This window comes from Streptosporangiales bacterium, assembly GCA_009379955.1.
Lineage (GTDB): Bacteria > Actinomycetota > Actinomycetes > Streptosporangiales > WHST01 > WHST01.
Genome location: WHST01000086.1, coordinates 13,686 through 29,480 on the forward strand (window position 1 = coordinate 13,686; position 15,795 = coordinate 29,480).

Annotated in this window: 12 protein-coding genes; 10 read left to right on the top strand and 2 right to left on the bottom strand. The window is 72.8% G+C overall.

The window, feature by feature from the left end; translation table 11 throughout:
* Window positions 1–25 precede the first annotated feature (25 nt).
* The 8 genes from GEV10_22300 to GEV10_22335 all read left to right on the top strand — a co-directional run bounded on the left by GEV10_22300 (window position 26) and on the right by GEV10_22335 (window position 10,683).
* On the top strand, window positions 26–1,423 hold the full coding sequence (locus GEV10_22300) for an MmgE/PrpD family protein (GenBank protein MQA81181.1): 1,398 nt from the start codon (window positions 26–28) through the stop codon (window positions 1,421–1,423).
* Window positions 1,416–2,165 (top strand): SDR family oxidoreductase, encoded by a 750-nt coding sequence (locus GEV10_22305; protein ID MQA81182.1) that lies wholly within the window; start codon window positions 1,416–1,418, stop codon window positions 2,163–2,165. Before GEV10_22300 ends, GEV10_22305 begins: the two co-directional genes overlap by 8 nt.
* Before the next feature lie 143 nt (window positions 2,166–2,308).
* Window positions 2,309–3,484, top strand: coding sequence for an AAA family ATPase (locus GEV10_22310; protein ID MQA81183.1), 1,176 nt, complete (start codon window positions 2,309–2,311; stop codon window positions 3,482–3,484).
* 251 nt (window positions 3,485–3,735) lie between these two features.
* Window positions 3,736–5,472: a nitrite/sulfite reductase gene (locus tag GEV10_22315; GenBank protein ID MQA81184.1), complete on the top strand. Its 1,737-nt coding sequence runs from the start codon at window positions 3,736–3,738 to the stop codon at window positions 5,470–5,472.
* 106 nt (window positions 5,473–5,578) lie between these two features.
* A complete protein-coding gene (locus tag GEV10_22320; GenBank protein ID MQA81185.1) occupies window positions 5,579–6,316 on the top strand; it encodes a phosphoadenylyl-sulfate reductase in 738 nt (245 codons plus the stop codon).
* A 58-nt stretch (window positions 6,317–6,374) separates the two neighbouring features.
* Window positions 6,375–7,622 carry a uroporphyrinogen-III C-methyltransferase gene (cobA, locus tag GEV10_22325; GenBank protein MQA81186.1) on the top strand — a complete coding sequence of 416 codons (1,248 nt, stop codon included), beginning with the start codon at window positions 6,375–6,377 and terminating at the stop codon, window positions 7,620–7,622.
* Window positions 7,623–7,823: 201 nt separating this feature from the next.
* Window positions 7,824–9,365 (top strand): PAS domain-containing protein, encoded by a 1,542-nt coding sequence (locus GEV10_22330; protein MQA81187.1) that lies wholly within the window; start codon window positions 7,824–7,826, stop codon window positions 9,363–9,365.
* 388 nt (window positions 9,366–9,753) lie between these two features.
* Complete coding sequence (locus tag GEV10_22335) at window positions 9,754–10,683, top strand: methyltransferase domain-containing protein (GenBank protein ID MQA81188.1); 930 nt, start codon at window positions 9,754–9,756, stop codon at window positions 10,681–10,683.
* Here the strand turns inward: GEV10_22335 and GEV10_22340 are convergent.
* The gene (locus GEV10_22340) at window positions 10,680–11,870 is read right to left on the bottom strand and encodes an arginine deiminase (protein MQA81189.1); all 1,191 of its coding nucleotides are present in this window, start codon (window positions 11,868–11,870) and stop codon (window positions 10,680–10,682) included. The two genes, GEV10_22335 and GEV10_22340, sit on opposite strands and share 4 nt — an antisense overlap.
* 9 nt (window positions 11,871–11,879) lie before the next feature.
* Window positions 11,880–13,532, bottom strand: a complete 1,653-nt coding sequence (locus tag GEV10_22345) for an FAD-binding protein (GenBank protein ID MQA81190.1) — start codon at window positions 13,530–13,532, stop codon at window positions 11,880–11,882.
* Between the two features lie 17 nt (window positions 13,533–13,549).
* Between GEV10_22345 and GEV10_22350 the strand changes: the two genes are divergently transcribed.
* Together GEV10_22350 and GEV10_22355 are read left to right on the top strand one after the other, a co-directional pair.
* Entirely contained in the window at window positions 13,550–14,134 is a 585-nt protein-coding gene (locus GEV10_22350; GenBank protein ID MQA81191.1) for a TetR family transcriptional regulator, read from the top strand.
* Entirely contained in the window at window positions 14,128–15,663 is a 1,536-nt protein-coding gene (locus tag GEV10_22355) for an FAD-dependent oxidoreductase (GenBank protein MQA81192.1), read from the top strand. The genes GEV10_22350 and GEV10_22355 overlap by 7 nt, the downstream gene beginning before the upstream one ends.
* Window positions 15,664–15,795 lie beyond the last annotated feature (132 nt).

A 15,795-nucleotide genomic window follows, 5' to 3' on the forward strand; every position in this document is an offset into this window, starting at 1 on the left:
TGTGTCACCCCGAACGGACGACCTAATGTGTCCGCATTGCAGCACCTCTTTCTGCGATACGGAACGTGGGGGAGACGTCGGCATGACGACCACCGTGGCGCTCGCCGAGTTCGCCGCCGGCCTGACGGCGACGTCGACCCCGCCCGAGGTCACCCACCAGGCCAAGCGCGCTCTGCTCGACTGGGCCGGTGTCACCCTGGCCGGCAGCCGCACCGACGCCGCGCGCATCGCGTACGACGCCGGGCTGTCGGCGGGAGGGCCGGGCACGTCACCGGTCGCCGGTCGCCGCGAGGGCAGGAGCCCGGCGTTCGCGGCGCTGGCCAACGGGATCGCCTCGCACGTGCTCGACTACGACGACACCTTCAACCCCGGCCTCACCACGGTGCACGGCAGCGCACCCGTCTGGCCGGCCGTGCTCGCCGCCGCCCACGCGCGCGGGTCGTCGGGTGCCGCGGCGCTGACCGCGTTCGTCGCGGGCTACGAGACCGAGGTGCGGGTGGCGCTCGCCGCGGGACCGGCGCACTACGACATCGGGTGGCACGTGACCGGCACCGTCGGGCACCTCGGCGCGGCCGCGGCGGTGGCGAACGTCCTCGGCCTCGACGCGGCGACGACGGTCGCCGCGCTGGGCACCGCCGGCACGCAGGCCGCCGGGCTCAAGGCGGTCTACGGCAGCATGGGCAAGTCGCTGCACCCGGGCAAGGCCGCGATGGACGGCCTGCTGTCGGCGTACCTCGCGGCCGGTGGTTTCACGTCGTCCACCGCGATCGTCGAGGCGCACCGCGGCTTCCTCGACATCCTCACCACGGACGCGGTCGCCGAACGCGCGACCGAGGGCCTCGGCGAGCGGTGGTTCCTGCCGAGGGACGGCTTCAAGGCGTACGCCTGCGGGTCGCTCGCCCACCCCGCCATCGACGCGGTGCTACGGCTGCGCGCGGAGCACGGCCTCGACCCCGCGGACGTGGCGGCCGTCGAGGTCGAGGCGCACGACTACGTCGTCTCGACCACGGGGAACAAGGAGCCGCGAACGGGCCTGGAGGGCAAGTTCAGCGTGTTCCACTGCGTCGCCGTGGCCGTCGTCGACGGGGCCGCACGGTTGGCGCAGTTCACCGACGACCGTGTCACCGACCCGGCCGTCATCTCCGTCCGCGACCGGATCACCGTGCTGGTCGACCCGGAACGTGCGAAGGACTCCGCCCTCGTGCGCATCCGGCTCACCGGCGGGCGGACCCTCACCTGCGAGACGGCGCACAACAAGGGCACGCCGGAGAACCCGATGTCCGACGACGACCTGACCGAGAAGTTCGGCGACCTGGCCGGCGACGTGCTCGGCACGGAGGCCGCCGCGGCGCTGGCCGGCGTGATCTGGAGGATGGACTCCGTCGACGACGTCCGCGAGCTGACGGAGGCGCTGCGTGCCTGACCCCACAAGCAAGACCGCGCTCGTCACCGGAGGCGCCCGCAACATCGGTCGCTCGACGTGCCTCGCACTGGCGAGAGACGGCATGGACGTCGTCGTCGTGACGCGGCAGGACCTCGAGTCCGCGCGTGCGGTCGCGCGGGAGTGCAGTGCGCTCGGCGTACGGTCGATCGCCGAGCGGTGCGACGTCTCGCAGCCGCGGGAGGTCGAGGCACTGGCGAGTCGGCTCGCGACCGCCGGCGACGAGGTCGACGTCGTGGTGAACAACGCCGCGATCAGGCCGCAGCAACCGTTCGAGGAGATCGACTGGGACGACTGGCGGCTGGTGACGGGCACGATTCTCGACGGCGCGTTCCTCACCTGCCGGTCCTTCACCCCCGGGATGACCCGTCGGGGCTGGGGCAGGGTCGTGAACGTCATCGGCGTCCGCGCGCAGTCGGGCGCCGCCCGCCGCGCTCACGTCGCCGCCGCCAAGACCGGGCTGATCGGCCTGACCAAGGCGCTGGCGTCCGACCTCGGCCCGCACGGCGTCACGGTCAACGCCGTATCCCCCGGCACGATCGCGACCGACCGCGACGACGCCGACCCCGCCCGCCTGACCGAGCGCCGCGGCATCGGCGCGCTGGACCGGTTCGGCACGCCCGACGAGGTCGCCGCGGCCGTGGCGTTCCTCGCCGGCGACGCCGCGTCGTACGTCACCGGCCAGGTGCTCGGGGTCAACGGCGGCGAGTACATGCCCGGCTGACGGTCGTCTCGGGTGGTCTACGGCTCTCTAGGCCCACGACTAGACGGGCGTAGACGACGCCAGACAACCGGCCGGCGCGACACGCCTAGCGCTGTCTAGCGAAATCTACGAGGCGCGCTAGAGATCGTTATACCGTCCGAGACATGGATCCCGTGCGCAACCCGTACGCCCCGGGCGCCGGCCAGCGCCCGCCGCAGCTCGCCGGCAGGGAGCGGGAGACCACCACGTTCGACGTCGTCCTGGAACGGGTCGCCCACAACCGGCCCGAGCGCAGCCTGCTGCTCACCGGGCTGCGCGGCGTCGGCAAGACCGTGCTGCTCAACGCGCTGCGCTCGCAGGCGATCGGCCGGCTGTGGGGCACCGGCAAGCTCGAGGCCAGGCCCGACCAGTCGATCCGCCGTCCAGTCGCCGCCGCCCTGCACATGGCGATCAGGGAGATCGCGCCCCGCCACCGCGACCCCGACCGGGTCGACGCCTTCCTCGGCGTCCTGAAGGCGTTCGCGCTGAAGGCGTCGACCGGCCCCCGCGACCGGTGGCAGCCGGGCATCGACGTGCCCGCCACGAAGGGCAGGGCCGACTCGGGCGACATCGAGATCGACCTCACCGAGCTCTTCCTCGACGCGGCGTCGGTGGCGACCGACCTCGGCGTCGGCATCGCGCTGTTCGTCGACGAGATGCAGGACGTCGAGCCGGCCGACATCTCCGCGGTCTGCGCGGCCTGCCACGAACTCAGCCAGCAGGATGCGCCGCTGCTCGTCGTCGGCGCGGGACTCCCGCACCTGCCGGCCGTGCTCTCCACCAGCAAGAGCTACTCCGAGCGCCTGTTCTCGTACGTCCGCATCGACCGGCTCGACCGCGACGCAGCCGACGCGGCGCTGTGCGTACCGGCCGAGCGGGAGGGCGTCACGTTCGAGCCCGAGGCGCTCGACGCGCTCTACGAGGCGAGCGGCGGATACCCGTACTTCGTACAGGCGTACGGCAAGGCGACCTGGGACTCCGCCGCCACCGATCCGATCACGGCGGGTGACGTGCGGATGGCCGCGCCGCAGGCCGACAGCGAGCTCGCCGTCGGCTTCTTCGGCAGCAGGTACGAGCGGGCGACGCCGGCCGAACGCGACTACATGCGGGCGATGGCCACGCTCGGCGACGACGCCGTGCCCACCTCCGACGTCGCCGTGACGCTCGACCGCAAGCCGGCCTCGCTGTCCCCTGCCCGCGACGCGCTCATCAAGAAGGGTCTCGTCTACGCGGCCGAACGCGGCCTCGTCGCGTTCACCGTCCCACATTTCGGACGCTTCCTGCGCGGCCAGCCCACCTGACCGGGGACGGCGCCACCACAGCGCGTCTCACCGTTCGGGCATTCGCTCGCCGGTTGACCGTTTCGTTTGGCACTCTTGGTGCATGACCGCCTCCGTAAATGCGCCGGGCAACCTGCTCGTGGCGCGGCTCCACGTGGATCACCACCACGTGTCGAGCGCGGTCTGTCTGCAGGCCTGATCCTCCCGCCGTCCTGTCCTTCCCCTGGCCACCCGTGTCGGTATGCCGGGCGAACACGTGAACGGGAGCGCCCATGGCGCTGCAGACCGAGCCCAAGCCCGACGCGGTGGACCCGAAGTCCGCGCGCGCGAAGCCGTCGACGCCCGCGCCGCGCGCGAAGAAGCGCGCCGGCCGGTTCACCGGCCAGGGCCAGTGGGCGCTGGCCCAGCTCGAACCGCTCAACCCCAACGAGCGGATGAAGAAGGACGACGACGCGCTCAACGTCCGCGCCCGCATCGAGAACATCTACGCGCACACCGGCTTCGCCGGCATCGACCCGCAGGACCTGCGCGGCCGGTTCCGCTGGTGGGGCCTGTACACCCAGCGCAAGCCGGGCATCGACGGTGGTCGTACGGCGACACTCGAGCCCGAGGAGCTCGAGGACGAGTACTTCATGATGCGCGTCCGGGTCGACGGCGGGCAGCTCGACGTCGAGCAGCTGCGCACGATCGCCGAGATCTCCCGTACGTTCGCCCGCGACTCCGCCGACATCACCGACCGGCAGAACATCCAGCTGCACTGGGTGCAGGTCGAGGACGTCCCGGAGATCTGGCGCCGGCTCGAGTCCGTCGGCCTGTCCACCCAGGAGTCCTGCGGCGACTGCCCGCGGGTGGTCATCGGCAGCCCGGTCGCCGGCATCTCCGCCGACGAGATCGTCGACGGCACACCGGCGATCCGCGAGATCGCGGACCGGTACCTCGGCGACCCGGAGTTCTCCAACCTGCCGCGCAAGTACAAGACCGCGATCTCCGGCGCTCCCGTCCAGGACGTCGCGCACGAGATCAACGACATCGCGTTCATCGGCGTCGAGCACCCCGACCACGGCCCCGGCTTCGATCTGTGGGTCGGCGGCGGCCTCGCCACCAACCCGCAGCTCGCCCTGCGTCTCGGCGCCTGGGTGCCCGTCGAGGAGGTCCCCGAGGTGTGGGCCGGGGTGACCCGGGTCTTCCGCGACTACGGGTACCGCCGGCTGCGCAACCGCGCGCGGTTGAAGTACCTCATCGCCGACTGGGGCGTCGAGCAGTTCAGGTACGTGCTGGAAGGCGAGTACCTGAAGCGCAAGCTCGTCGACGGACCCGCGCCGCCGACGACGGAGGCCGACGATCACATCGGCGTGCGCAGGCAGCGCGACGGCCGCTACTACATCGGCTTCGCCCCGACGGTCGGCAAGATGTCCGGCACGCTGCTCGGGCAGATCGCCGACGCCGTCGAGGAGCACGGATCGGCCCGCCTGGCGACCACGCCGTTCCAGAAGTTCGTCGTGCTCGACGTCGAGGAGGACCGGGTCGAGTCGCTCGTGGAGACCCTCGGCGCCCTCGGGCTGCGGGCCAGGCCGAGCACGTTCCGCCGCAACACCATGGCCTGCACCGGCATCACGTACTGCAAGCTCGCCATCACCGAGACCAAGGACACCGCTGCCTGGCTGATCGACGAGCTGGAGCGCCGGCTGCCGGAGGTCGACGAGCCGATCACCGTCAACGTCAACGGCTGCCCCAACTCCTGCGCCCGGGTGCAGGTCGCGGACATCGGCCTCAAGGGCCAGATCATCGCCGGCCGCGACGGCGCGCAGGTGCCCGGCTACCAGGTGCACCTCGGCGGCCGGCTCGGTCAGGAGTCCGGCTTCGGCCGCAAGGTCCGCGCGCTGAAGGTCGCGTCCGACGACCTGCCCGACTACGTCGAACGCGTCGTCCGGCGCTACCTCGCCGGCCGCGCCGACGGCGAGCGGTTCGCGACGTGGGCGCTGCGGGTGAGTGACGAGGAGCTCCAGTGAGCGCAGGAGTGAGCGAGGGCGCCGGAGGTAGGGGCCGCGACGCCACCGGTACCGCTGAAACGCGGCTCGCGGCACCTGCCGCAGGCAACCGAGCGAGCGGGCGCGTATGAGCACGGGTACAGCCACGCTGCTGGAACGGACGCACGAGGGCACGGATCACGGCGCCTGGCTGCGGTACCTGGCCGACCGGGCCGCCGTGGAACTGGCCGATGCGCCGGCGGCGGAGATCGTCCGCTGGGCGTCGGCGGCGTTCGGCGACCGGCTGGCCGTGACCGCGTCGATGGCGGACTCCCTGGTGATCGACCTGGCGTCGCGGGTGGCGCCCGGAGTCGACGTGCTGTTCCTCGACACCGGCTACCACTTCGTCGAGACCATCGCGACGCGTGACGCCGTCGCGGCCACGTATCCCGTACGGGTCAGGTCGATCGAGCCCGAGCAGACCGTCGCGGAGCAGGACGAGGCGTACGGTCGCGACCTGTTCGCCCGCGACCCCGACCGGTGCTGCGCGCTCCGCAAGGTGGCGCCGCTCGACCGGGCGCTCGAGGGCTACACGGCGTGGCTCACCGGGCTGCGGCGCGACGACTCGCCCGCACGCGCGGACACACCGGTGGTCGCGTACGACGAGGCGCGCGGCAAGGTCAAGGTCAACCCGATCGCCGCGTGGACGGACGAGCAGGTGGCGGCGTACATCGAGACACACAGCGTGCTCGTCAACCCGCTGCTGTCCGACGGGTATGGCTCCGTCGGCTGCGCGCCGTGCACCAGGCGGCTGCGTCCGGGCGAGGACGCCAGGGCCGGCCGCTGGGCCGGGCTCGCCAAGTCCGAGTGCGGGATCCACCGATGAAGACGGCGCAGGAGCTCGACGAGCGCGCTGCCGGAAGTGTGGGCGGAGGCGGGCGCGCATGAGCGGCGACAGGTATCCCCTCTTCCTCGACGTCGCGGGCAAGGCGGTGCTGGTGGTCGGGGCCGGCAGGGTCGGCACCCGGCGGGCGACCGCGCTCGCCGACGTCGGCGCGCTCGTCACGGTCGTCGCGCCCGAGGCGTCCGAGCGGGTCAGGGACGACGGCCGCCTGGCGTGGGTCGCGCGGGCGTACGCGCCCGGCGACCTCGACGACGTGTGGGTCGTGCACGCCGCGACCGGCGACCCCGAGGTCAACGCCCGCGTCGCCGCGGACGCCGAGCGGCGCAGGCTGTGGTGCGTGCGCGCCGACGACGGACGTAAGTCCGCTGCGTGGACGCCCGCGGTCTCACGGGTCGACGACGTCACCGTCGCGGTGAGCGCCGGGCGCGACCCGCGCACCGCGGTCGCCGTCAGGGACGCGATCATCGAGCGGATCGCCCTCGACCTCGAGTGCGGCACGCTCCCGGTGCACAAGCGGCGCCGCCGGGCGAACGGGCACGTCACCCTGGTGGGCGGCGGTCCCGGCGATCCCGGCCTGGTCACGACCCGCGGCCGCCGCGCCCTCGCCGACGCCGACGTGGTGGTCGTCGACCGCCTCGCCCCCCGCGCCCTGCTGGCGACCCTGCACGACGACGTCGAGGTCGTCGACGTCGGCAAGACCCCCGGCCGGCCGTCGATCGGCCAGGACGACATCAACCGCCTCCTCGTCGACCGGGCGCGGGCCGGACACCACGTCGTCCGGCTCAAGGGCGGCGACCCGTTCGTCTTCGGCAGGGGCGGCGAGGAGATGCTCGCCTGCCGGGAGGCCGGGGTTCCCGTCACGGTCGTGCCCGGGGTGACGAGCGCCTTCTCCGGCCCGGCCGCCGCCGGCATCCCGGTGACGCACCGCGGCCTGTCGCGGGCCGTCACCGTGGCGTCCGCGCACGACGAGCTCGACTGGGCCGCGCTCGCCGCGCTCGACAGCACCCTGGTGCTGCTGATGGGCGTCGGCACGCTGGCGCACACCGCCGACCAGCTGGGGCGGCACGGACTCCCCCCCGACACGCCGGTGACGGTCGTCGAGCGCGCCTACCTGCACGACCAGCGGACGACGACGGCCACCCTCGACACGATCGGCCGGGTCGCGCGGGAGCGCGGCGTCAGCAACCCGGCCGTGGTGGTGATCGGGGAGGTTGCCGCACTCGCGACAACAGCGCAGGAGCTCGACGAGCGCGCCGCCGATTCACTCTTCGGGCTGCCGACCGCGTAGCACCTCCCGCCCTCCGGGTTCGTGACCGCTTTGTCACCGGGCGTCGTAGGTGCCGGAACGCCGGTGCGATGCCGAACGATGATGCACAGTAAGGGGTAGGTCGACACCGTGCCCCCAGGGAGCCGGCCGCCAGGTCGACCTCCCCGACTGACGTCCGGCCGCGCGAGGCCCCCCGCGCGAGTCGACCGTTCGGAGGTAGTGATGTCCGCGACGAGCGACGCCGCCTTCACTCCCTTGCACGCGCCACGACACGCGGCCGGCGGCGGGCTCCTTCTCGTCGAACGCCTCCACGAGGTCGTGGCGTGCATCAACTCCGACGCCGGTCTCGACACCGTCCTGCAGCGCATCTGCGCGGCGGCACTCGACCTCGTCGACGCCGACCTGTCGATGTTCCTCCGCCTCGACGGCCGGCACTGGCGGCCGACGGTCGTCCGTCGCGACCAGCCCACGCCGGCGTGGGACCACGTCGCGGTCCATGGTGACGACTGGGTGACCCAGCTCGTCCGCGACGGCGGGGGGTGGTGCGCGTTCCCCGTCGACGACGTCAGCCCGGTGGTCGCCGGGGTCGTCAACGCCGCCATGCCCGCCGCCGGCACCGGCATGGTCGCCGCGGTCCGGGCGTCCGGACAGGCCCATGGCGCCCTCGTCGTCGTCTACGCCGACGGCAGACGCACCCCCGAACCCGCCGAGATCGACGTGCTCGTGCTCCTCGCCGAGCACGCCGGCGTCGCGATCGGGCACGCCCAGTCCTCGGCCGAGATGGTGCGGGGCCAGCAGCACCAGCATGTGATCGTCGAGGCCACGGAGGACGGCCTCGCCGTGCTCGACGGCGACGGCCTCGTGCTGCAGTGGAACCGCTCGGCCGTACGCCTCACCGGGGTGCCGGTCGACGAGGTCGTGGGCAAGCCGCCGCCGTTTCCGGTCTCCGAGCCCGGCCAGGTGCTCGACCACCGCCTACCGTCCGGTCGGTGGCTGGAGATCCTGACGTCGACGGTGCCGGAGAGCGAAGACCTCGTCGTGGAGTTCCGCGACGTCTCGTCGGCCAAGGAGCTCGAACGCGCGAAGGACCTCTTCCTCGCGACCGCCGCCCACGAGCTGCGTACACCGGTGACGGCGATCCACGGCTTCTCCAGCACCCTGCTCCACCGCTGGGAAGACCTCGCCGACCCGGGTCGGCGGGCGGCGGTCGAGGTCGTCGCCGAACGCTCGGCCGCCCTCGCCTCCGTCGTCGACAAGGTGGTGGTCGGCAGCACCGTCGCCGGCCAGGACGCCGAGGTCACGCCCGAGTCGCTCGACCTCGTGGTGGTGCTCGGGGAGATCCTCGCGGGACAGGTTCTACCGCCCGGTCAACACCGCGTCGTCCTCGACGTGCCCGACGAGGCGCCCCAGGCCTGGGGCGATTCTCGCGCGGTCACGGAAATCGTCCGGCAATTGCTGGAGAACGCCGTGAAGTTTTCGCCCGATGGCGGCGACGTCGTCATTCGCGTGTGGAATGACGACGTCCACGTCGGTTTCACGGTCCGCGACGAGGGCATCGGCATCGACCCGACCGACCGCGACCGGGTGTTCGAGCTCTTCTACCAGGGCTGTACGGGTGATCGGCGCCGATTCGGCGGCCTGGGACTGGGCCTGTACATCGTGAGACAACTCGTCCGGGCCCAGGGCGGAACGGTGTCGGCGTCTCCCGCCGCTGGACGCGGCACCGAGATGCGCGTCGGTCTGCCGCGTGTCACACCGGCCTGATTCCGCGGTGTGCGCGACCAGCTGTGCCGATGCTTGCCAACCCGACTCGAAAGGGTCGCTCTTGCAGGGCGGGGTGCGGCTTTCGAGCACTTTCGAGTCGATTGGAAAGTAAACGGCTCGAGCACCGTCGACGGGGGACACAACAGTGCTCGAGCCGCGAGTGAAACTATAAGAGACGACAGACCGACGGCAAGGGCCCTGCCGTCGATTCGCGGCAAGATCTACTGTGCGACTCGGCTTCTCCGCGGCTCGTCACGCCCGGTGATCAACTTCGGGTCCACGGTCGGTGGTCAGACCGCCATACGAGTCGATCCGAACCGGGTGATCACGCTCGGCGCCACCCGATAGATTCTGACCAGGATACCCGCGGTCGAGAGGGGGAGGCGATTTGCCCAACTGGCACGCCAAGGCCGCGATCCAGGCCACGATGTCCGTGCTTCCCGGTCGGCAGCGACTCAACCGGATGTTCCAGAAGCACCTGACCCACTCGCTCGACCTCAGCGACGAGTACCTGCTCGGGAAGTGGGAACGCGCGCAGGCGCACGTCGAGGGATGGCGCGAGCACGGACAGTCGAGACGTCCCGGCGACGACCGCTTCGTCGCGGTCGAGATCGGCACCGGGTGGTTCCCGGTGACGAGCGTCGGCATGATCCTGTGCGGTGCGGAGCGTGTACGCACGTACGACGTCCAGTCGCTCGCCGACCGGCCCACGGTGCTCGCGGTCATGGCACGCTTCGCGCAGCTGATCGACGACGGGGCGATCGACCCGCCGAGCCAGGTCGGCAGGGAGCGCCTCGAGCTCGCCCTGTCCGAGCCGGAGGGCCGCGCGGGACACGAGCTGCTCGCGCTGCTGGGCGTCGACATCCACGTCCGCGACCCGCGGCAGACCGGGCTCCCCGACCGCGGTGTCGACCTGGCCGTGTCGACCAGCACGCTCGCCCACATCCCGCCCGACGCCCTGCACCGACTGCTCGTCGAGATCCGGCGGATCACCGCCACCGGCGGCATCATGAGCCACATCGTCGACATGGCCGACCACTACGCCCAGGTCGACGGCTCGATCAACAGGTTCAACTTCCTGCGCTACAGCAAGCGCCGGTGGCGGCTCTACAACAACCCGCTGCACTTCCAGAACCGGCTGCGGGTCAACGACTACCGCCAGCTGTTCCGCGACCACGACTGGGAGATCGTCGACGAGCACGACGTCTCGCGACCCGCGGAGGAGCTGCACGCGGTCCCGGTGCACCGCGACTTCGCGCACTACCGCGAGGAGGATCTCCTCGTCACCGCCGCCCGCTTCGTCTGCCGCCGCGCCTAGAGCGGGTCGCGGCTGATCGGGCACGACATGCAGCGCGGACCACCGCGTCCGCTGCCGAGCTCGCTGCCCGCGATCGGCACCACCTCGATGCCGAGGTCGGCCAGCCGCGCGTTGGTCTGGGTGTTGCGCTCGTACGCGACGCACACGCGCGGCGCGATGGCGAGGGTGTTGTTGCCGTCGTCCCACTGCTCGCGCTCCGCGGTGACCGGGTCGAGCCCGGTGTCGATGACCCGCAGCACGTCGATGCCCATCGCGTCGGCGGCCGCGGCGAGGAACGGCCGGGGGCCCTCGACCCGCGGTGTCTCGCCGTCCGGGGTGAGGGTGTACGCCACCAGCGCGTCGGCGATGTTCGGGTACATGACCACGGCGTCGACGTCGACCATCGTGCAGACGGTGTCGAGGTGCATCGTCGCGCGCTCCTGCGCGATCGGCACGGCGAGCACGGTGTGCGCGAGGCCGTGCTCGAACACGCGCGCCGCCAGCCGCTCGACGCCCGCTGGCTTGGTACGTTCGCCGGTCCCGACGGCGACGACACCCGGCGCGAGCAGCAGCACGTCGCCGCCCTCGAGCGGTTCGAGGTCGGGGCCGTACAGCATCGGGGTGTCCGCGAACCGCGGATGGTGCCGGTAGATCGTGTGCGTCAGGTTCGTCTCCCGCCGGCGCGCCGCCATCGCGAGTGACGTCACCGCGACCGTGCCGCCCACCCAGGCGCTGGAGTCGCGGGTGAACAGCAGGTTGGGCAACGGGTCGACGACGAAGTCGCTCGTGTCCATCAGCGCGTACGTGAGCCCGCGGCCGTCCGGCAGCTCGTCGTGCGCCAGGCCCGCGACGAGGACGGCGGCGAGCTCCTCAGGGGCGAGGTCGCCGAGGAACCCGACCACCCGGTCACGCAGCGCGTCGCCGAGCCGGACGTCGTCGACGGCACCGCTGATCGCCTCGACCCTGGCCGCCTCGACGGCGAGGGTCTCGCGCAGCAGGTCGACGACGTAGAGCACCTCGACGCCGCGGTCGGTGAGCGCCCGCGCGAACGCGTCGTGCTCCTGCTGCGCGCGCGACACCCACGGGATGCCGTCGAACAGCAGCTGGTCGTTGTTGCGCGGGGTGAGGCGACGCAGCTCGTCGCCCGGCCGGTGCAGCAGCACGGTGCGCAGCCGGCCGACCTCACTGTCCACGGTGTGGTTTGGCACGGCCGAAATCTACTCCCCGGGCGGGATCAGGACCGCGGGGTTGAGTATCCCCGCGGGGTCGACCGTCCGCTTGACGGCCCGCAGCACCTCGACGCCGAGCGCGCCCACCTCGTCGGTCATCCACGGCCGGTGGTCCGCGCCGACGGCATGGTGGTGGGTGATCGTCGCGCCGAGGTCGGTGATGGCCTCGAGTGCCGCCCGCTTGGCCGCCCACCACTGGCCCGCGGGGTCGTCGTCGAGGCGGCGGGCGATCACGGTGATGTAGAGGGACGCCCCAGTCGGGTACGCGTGCGAGACGTGCGCCATGACCACCGGCGGCGTGTCGAGGTCGGACAGGGTGCGTTCGAGTACGCCCACGACCGTCGCGTGCAGCTCGGCGAGGGACGACCAGTCGGCCGCGGTCTCCAGGGTCTCGGCGAGCAGCGACGCGTCGAGCAGCGCGTCGCGCAGGTACGGGGCGCCGTACCTGCCGTGCAGCCACGACTCACCGACCCGCTCGCCGAGTGGCACGCCGCCCTCGGCGCGCAGCACGGAGTCGGCGAGTGCCCGGCGGGCTCTGATGGTCGTGTTCGAGGTGCCCTCCCAGCCGGTGATCACGAGGCAGCCGCCGACATGGCCGCGCATGCGTTGGTACGCGCGCAGCGCGCGACCCGGGCGGCCGGCGAGGTCGAGGGTCACCGCGGTCTCGGTCTCGTCCGACAACCGGAGCAGGTCGGGCGCGACGTCGTCCTGGCGGAGCCGGCGGACGGCGGCGAGGCCGGCGGCGAAGTCGGGGAACGACCAGCCCAGGTAGCGCACGACCGTGGAAGCCGGGCGGACGCGCAGGCGTACCTCGGTGATCACGCCGAGGGCACCCTCGGACCCGACGAACAGCTCGCGCAGGTCGGGCCCTGCCGCGGACCGCGGACCCCGGCCGAGCTCCAGCGTGCCCCGAGGCGTGGCGACCCGCAGGGCGACGACGAGGTCGTCGATGCGGCCGACGCCGGTCGAGAGCTGCCCCGCCGAGCGGGTGGCCACCCAGCCGCCGACGGTCGAGCACTCCCAGGACTGCGGGAAGTGGCCGAGGGTGAGGCCCTGCTCGCCGAGGAGCCGCTCGGCGTCGGGACCGGTCACGCCCGGCTGCATGGTCGCGGTCTGCGACACCTCGTCGACGTCGACCAGGGCGTTCATGCGGGACAGGTCGAGGGTGATCGCGCACCGGTCGGGTCCGGCGCCGAGCCCGCCGACCACGCTCGTGCCGCCGCCGTACGGCACCACGGCGATCCCGTGCTCCTCGCACGCGCCCAGCACGGCGACCACCTCGTCGTGCGTCGCCGGTACGACGACGGCGTCGGGCGCGTCGACGGTGTCGTCGTCACGCCGGTGGAGGAGGTCGAGGTAGCTCATGCCGCCCGCCCGCGCGAGCCGGTCGGCCGCGTCGGTGCGTACGTGCGCGGTACCGACGGCGGACCGCAGGGCGGCGACCGCCGCGGGGGCGAGACGACCCGGCGGTACCCGCACCCGGCCGGACGGGCTGCGCTCCACCACGTCGACACCGAGCCTGCGGCGCAGCAGCCGCCGGTGCGTGCGCTCCAGCCGGACGACCGCGCCGGGGCCCGGCCACCTGACGTTCGCACGGGAGACCGTCGCGCTGTCCTGGCTGACCCCGTTCTCTGCGCTCATGCGATACAGTGTGACACATGCCGGCACTTCGTCACACCACGGACCAGGTGCTCGACGCCGTCCGGGAGTGCGTTCTCGCCGTCGGCGTCCGGCGCACCACGCTGACCGACGTGGCACGGCGGGCCGGCACCAGCCGCATGACGCTGTACCGACGCTATCCCGACCTCACCGCGCTCGTCGCTGAGCTGATGACCCGCGAGTTCGCCGAGGTGCTCCGCGACGTCCGCGACTCCGGCGAGGAACTGCCGACCGCGCGCGCACGCGCCGTGACCCACACCGTCGCCGCCGTCCGCGCGCTGCACGACAACCCGCTGTTCGTCAAGGTGCTCGACGTCGACCCCGAACTGCTCCTGCCGTACGTCATCGAGCGCGTCGGCACGACCCAGCACCTCGTCGTCGACCAGTTCCGCACGTGGCTCGACGAGGGCTTCGCCGACGGGTCGGTCCGGCAGGGCGACCGCGATGCCATGGCGTACGCACTCCTGCTCACCGTGCAGTCGTACGCCCTGTCCCTGCGCGCCGTCGCCGCCGACGGGGTCGGGGAGCAGCGCCTCTACGACGAGCTGCGCCACCTCCTGGACAGGAGCCTCGCCCCATGTTGACCACGTCGCTGTCCGCGACACGGCGCTCCCGCGACCTCGAGGCGCTCGCCAGGGGAGCGACCGTCGACGTCCTCGTCGTCGGCGGCGGCGTGACGGGCGCCGGCGTCGCGCTCGACGCCGCGAGCCGGGGGCTCTCGGTCGCGCTCGTCGAGGCGCACGATCTCGCATTCGGCACGAGCCGGTGGTCGAGCAAGCTCGTCCACGGCGGCCTGCGCTACCTCGCCGGCGGGCACGTCGGCATCGCGCACGAGAGCGCGGTCGAGCGCGGGCACCTGATGCAGCGCATCGCGCCGCACCTCGTCCACCCGTTGCCGCAGCTGATGCCGGAGTACGGCACCTCGCTGCGCGACCACCTGCGCTACGTCGGCATCGGCGGCGTCGCCGACGCGCTGCGCGCCGCGGCACGCACCCGCCGCGACACGCTGCCGAAGCCGCGGGTGCTCGGCCGGGTCGAGACGGGACGGCTCGCGCCGACGTTGCGTCCCGGCTTCAGCGGCGGCCTCACCATCTGGGACGGGCAGCTCGTCGACGACGCGCGCCTCGTCCTCGCGCTCGCCCGTACCGCCGCGGGGTACGGGGCGCGGATCGTCACCCGGTGCCGGGCACTGGAGGTGACGGGCGGCGGCGCACGGGTCCGCGACGAGCTCACCGGGGGGAAGCTCGACATCGCGGCCCGCGCCGTCGTCAACGCGACCGGCGTGTGGGCGGGCACGCTGACGTCCGACGTCGCGCTGCGACCGAGCCGCGGCACCCACCTCGTCGTCCGCGCCGAGACGGTCGGACGACTCGGCGTCGCGATCAGCGTGCCGTTCCCCGGCCAGCCGGGCAGGTTCCTCCTCGTGCTGCCGTGGAGCGACGGGCTCGCGCTCATCGGGCTCACCGACGTCGAGGCGGGCGTGGAGGTCCCCGACGTCCCGCGGCCGTCCGACGACGAGGTCGAGTCACTGGTGAGCGCGGCCAACGAGGTGCTGCGCGTGCCGATCGGCAGGGAGGACGTCGTCGGCACGTTCGCCGGGCTGCGGCCGCTGCTCGCCGACGGGCACGACGGCGACGGCGATACCGCCGACCTGTCCAGGCGGCACGCGGTGATCGTCGGTCCCGACGGGCTCGTCACGGTCACCGGCGGCAAGCTCACGACGTACCGGCGGATGGCCGAGGACGCCGTCGACGCCGCGGTGCGCCGCGGCCGGCTCACCGCCGGCCGGTGCCGGACCAGCTGGCTCCCGCTCGTCGGGGCGGCGGGAGCCGGCGTCCTCGACGGCGTCGACGCGCCCCGCCGGCTCGTCGAGCGCTACGGCACCGAGGCCACCCGCGTGCTCGCCGAGGCGCACGACGACCCGGCCCTGCTGCGGCCGATCGCCGACGGCCTGCGCGTCACGGGTGCGGAGCTGCGATTCGCGCTGCGGCACGAGGGCGCGCTCGACGAGGACGACCTGCTCGACCGACGCACCCGCGTCGGCCTCGTCCCCGCCGACCGTGCGGCCGCGCTCCCGGCGGCACGCGACCTCCTCGCCCTCACGCCCGGCTGACCAACCTATGAGGTCGAAGTCAAGTCCGGGCTTGAGGTGAGCTTGGGCATGGTGGGCTGGCTCACCGGCTGGATGCCGCTGAGCTTGGTCGTGGGTGGATGGTGGTGCGTCGCTGCGGGCGGTGCCTCGCGC

What these genes read in the sequence shown, in the direction of transcription:
- GEV10_22300 (MQA81181.1), top strand. Translation starts at nt 26, where the DNA reads ATGTGTCCGCATTGCAGCACCTCTTTCTGCGATACGGAACGTGGGGGA.
- GEV10_22310 (MQA81183.1), top strand. Translation starts at nt 2,309, where the DNA reads ATGGATCCCGTGCGCAACCCGTACGCCCCGGGCGCCGGCCAGCGCCCG.
- GEV10_22315 (MQA81184.1), top strand. Translation starts at nt 3,736, where the DNA reads ATGGCGCTGCAGACCGAGCCCAAGCCCGACGCGGTGGACCCGAAGTCC.
- GEV10_22320 (MQA81185.1), top strand. Translation starts at nt 5,579, where the DNA reads ATGAGCACGGGTACAGCCACGCTGCTGGAACGGACGCACGAGGGCACG.
- cobA (MQA81186.1), top strand. Translation starts at nt 6,375, where the DNA reads ATGAGCGGCGACAGGTATCCCCTCTTCCTCGACGTCGCGGGCAAGGCG.
- GEV10_22330 (MQA81187.1), top strand. Translation starts at nt 7,824, where the DNA reads ATGTCCGCGACGAGCGACGCCGCCTTCACTCCCTTGCACGCGCCACGA.
- GEV10_22345 (MQA81190.1), bottom strand. Translation starts at nt 13,532, where the DNA reads ATGAGCGCAGAGAACGGGGTCAGCCAGGACAGCGCGACGGTCTCCCGT.
- GEV10_22350 (MQA81191.1), top strand. Translation starts at nt 13,550, where the DNA reads ATGCCGGCACTTCGTCACACCACGGACCAGGTGCTCGACGCCGTCCGG.
- GEV10_22355 (MQA81192.1), top strand. Translation starts at nt 14,128, where the DNA reads ATGTTGACCACGTCGCTGTCCGCGACACGGCGCTCCCGCGACCTCGAG.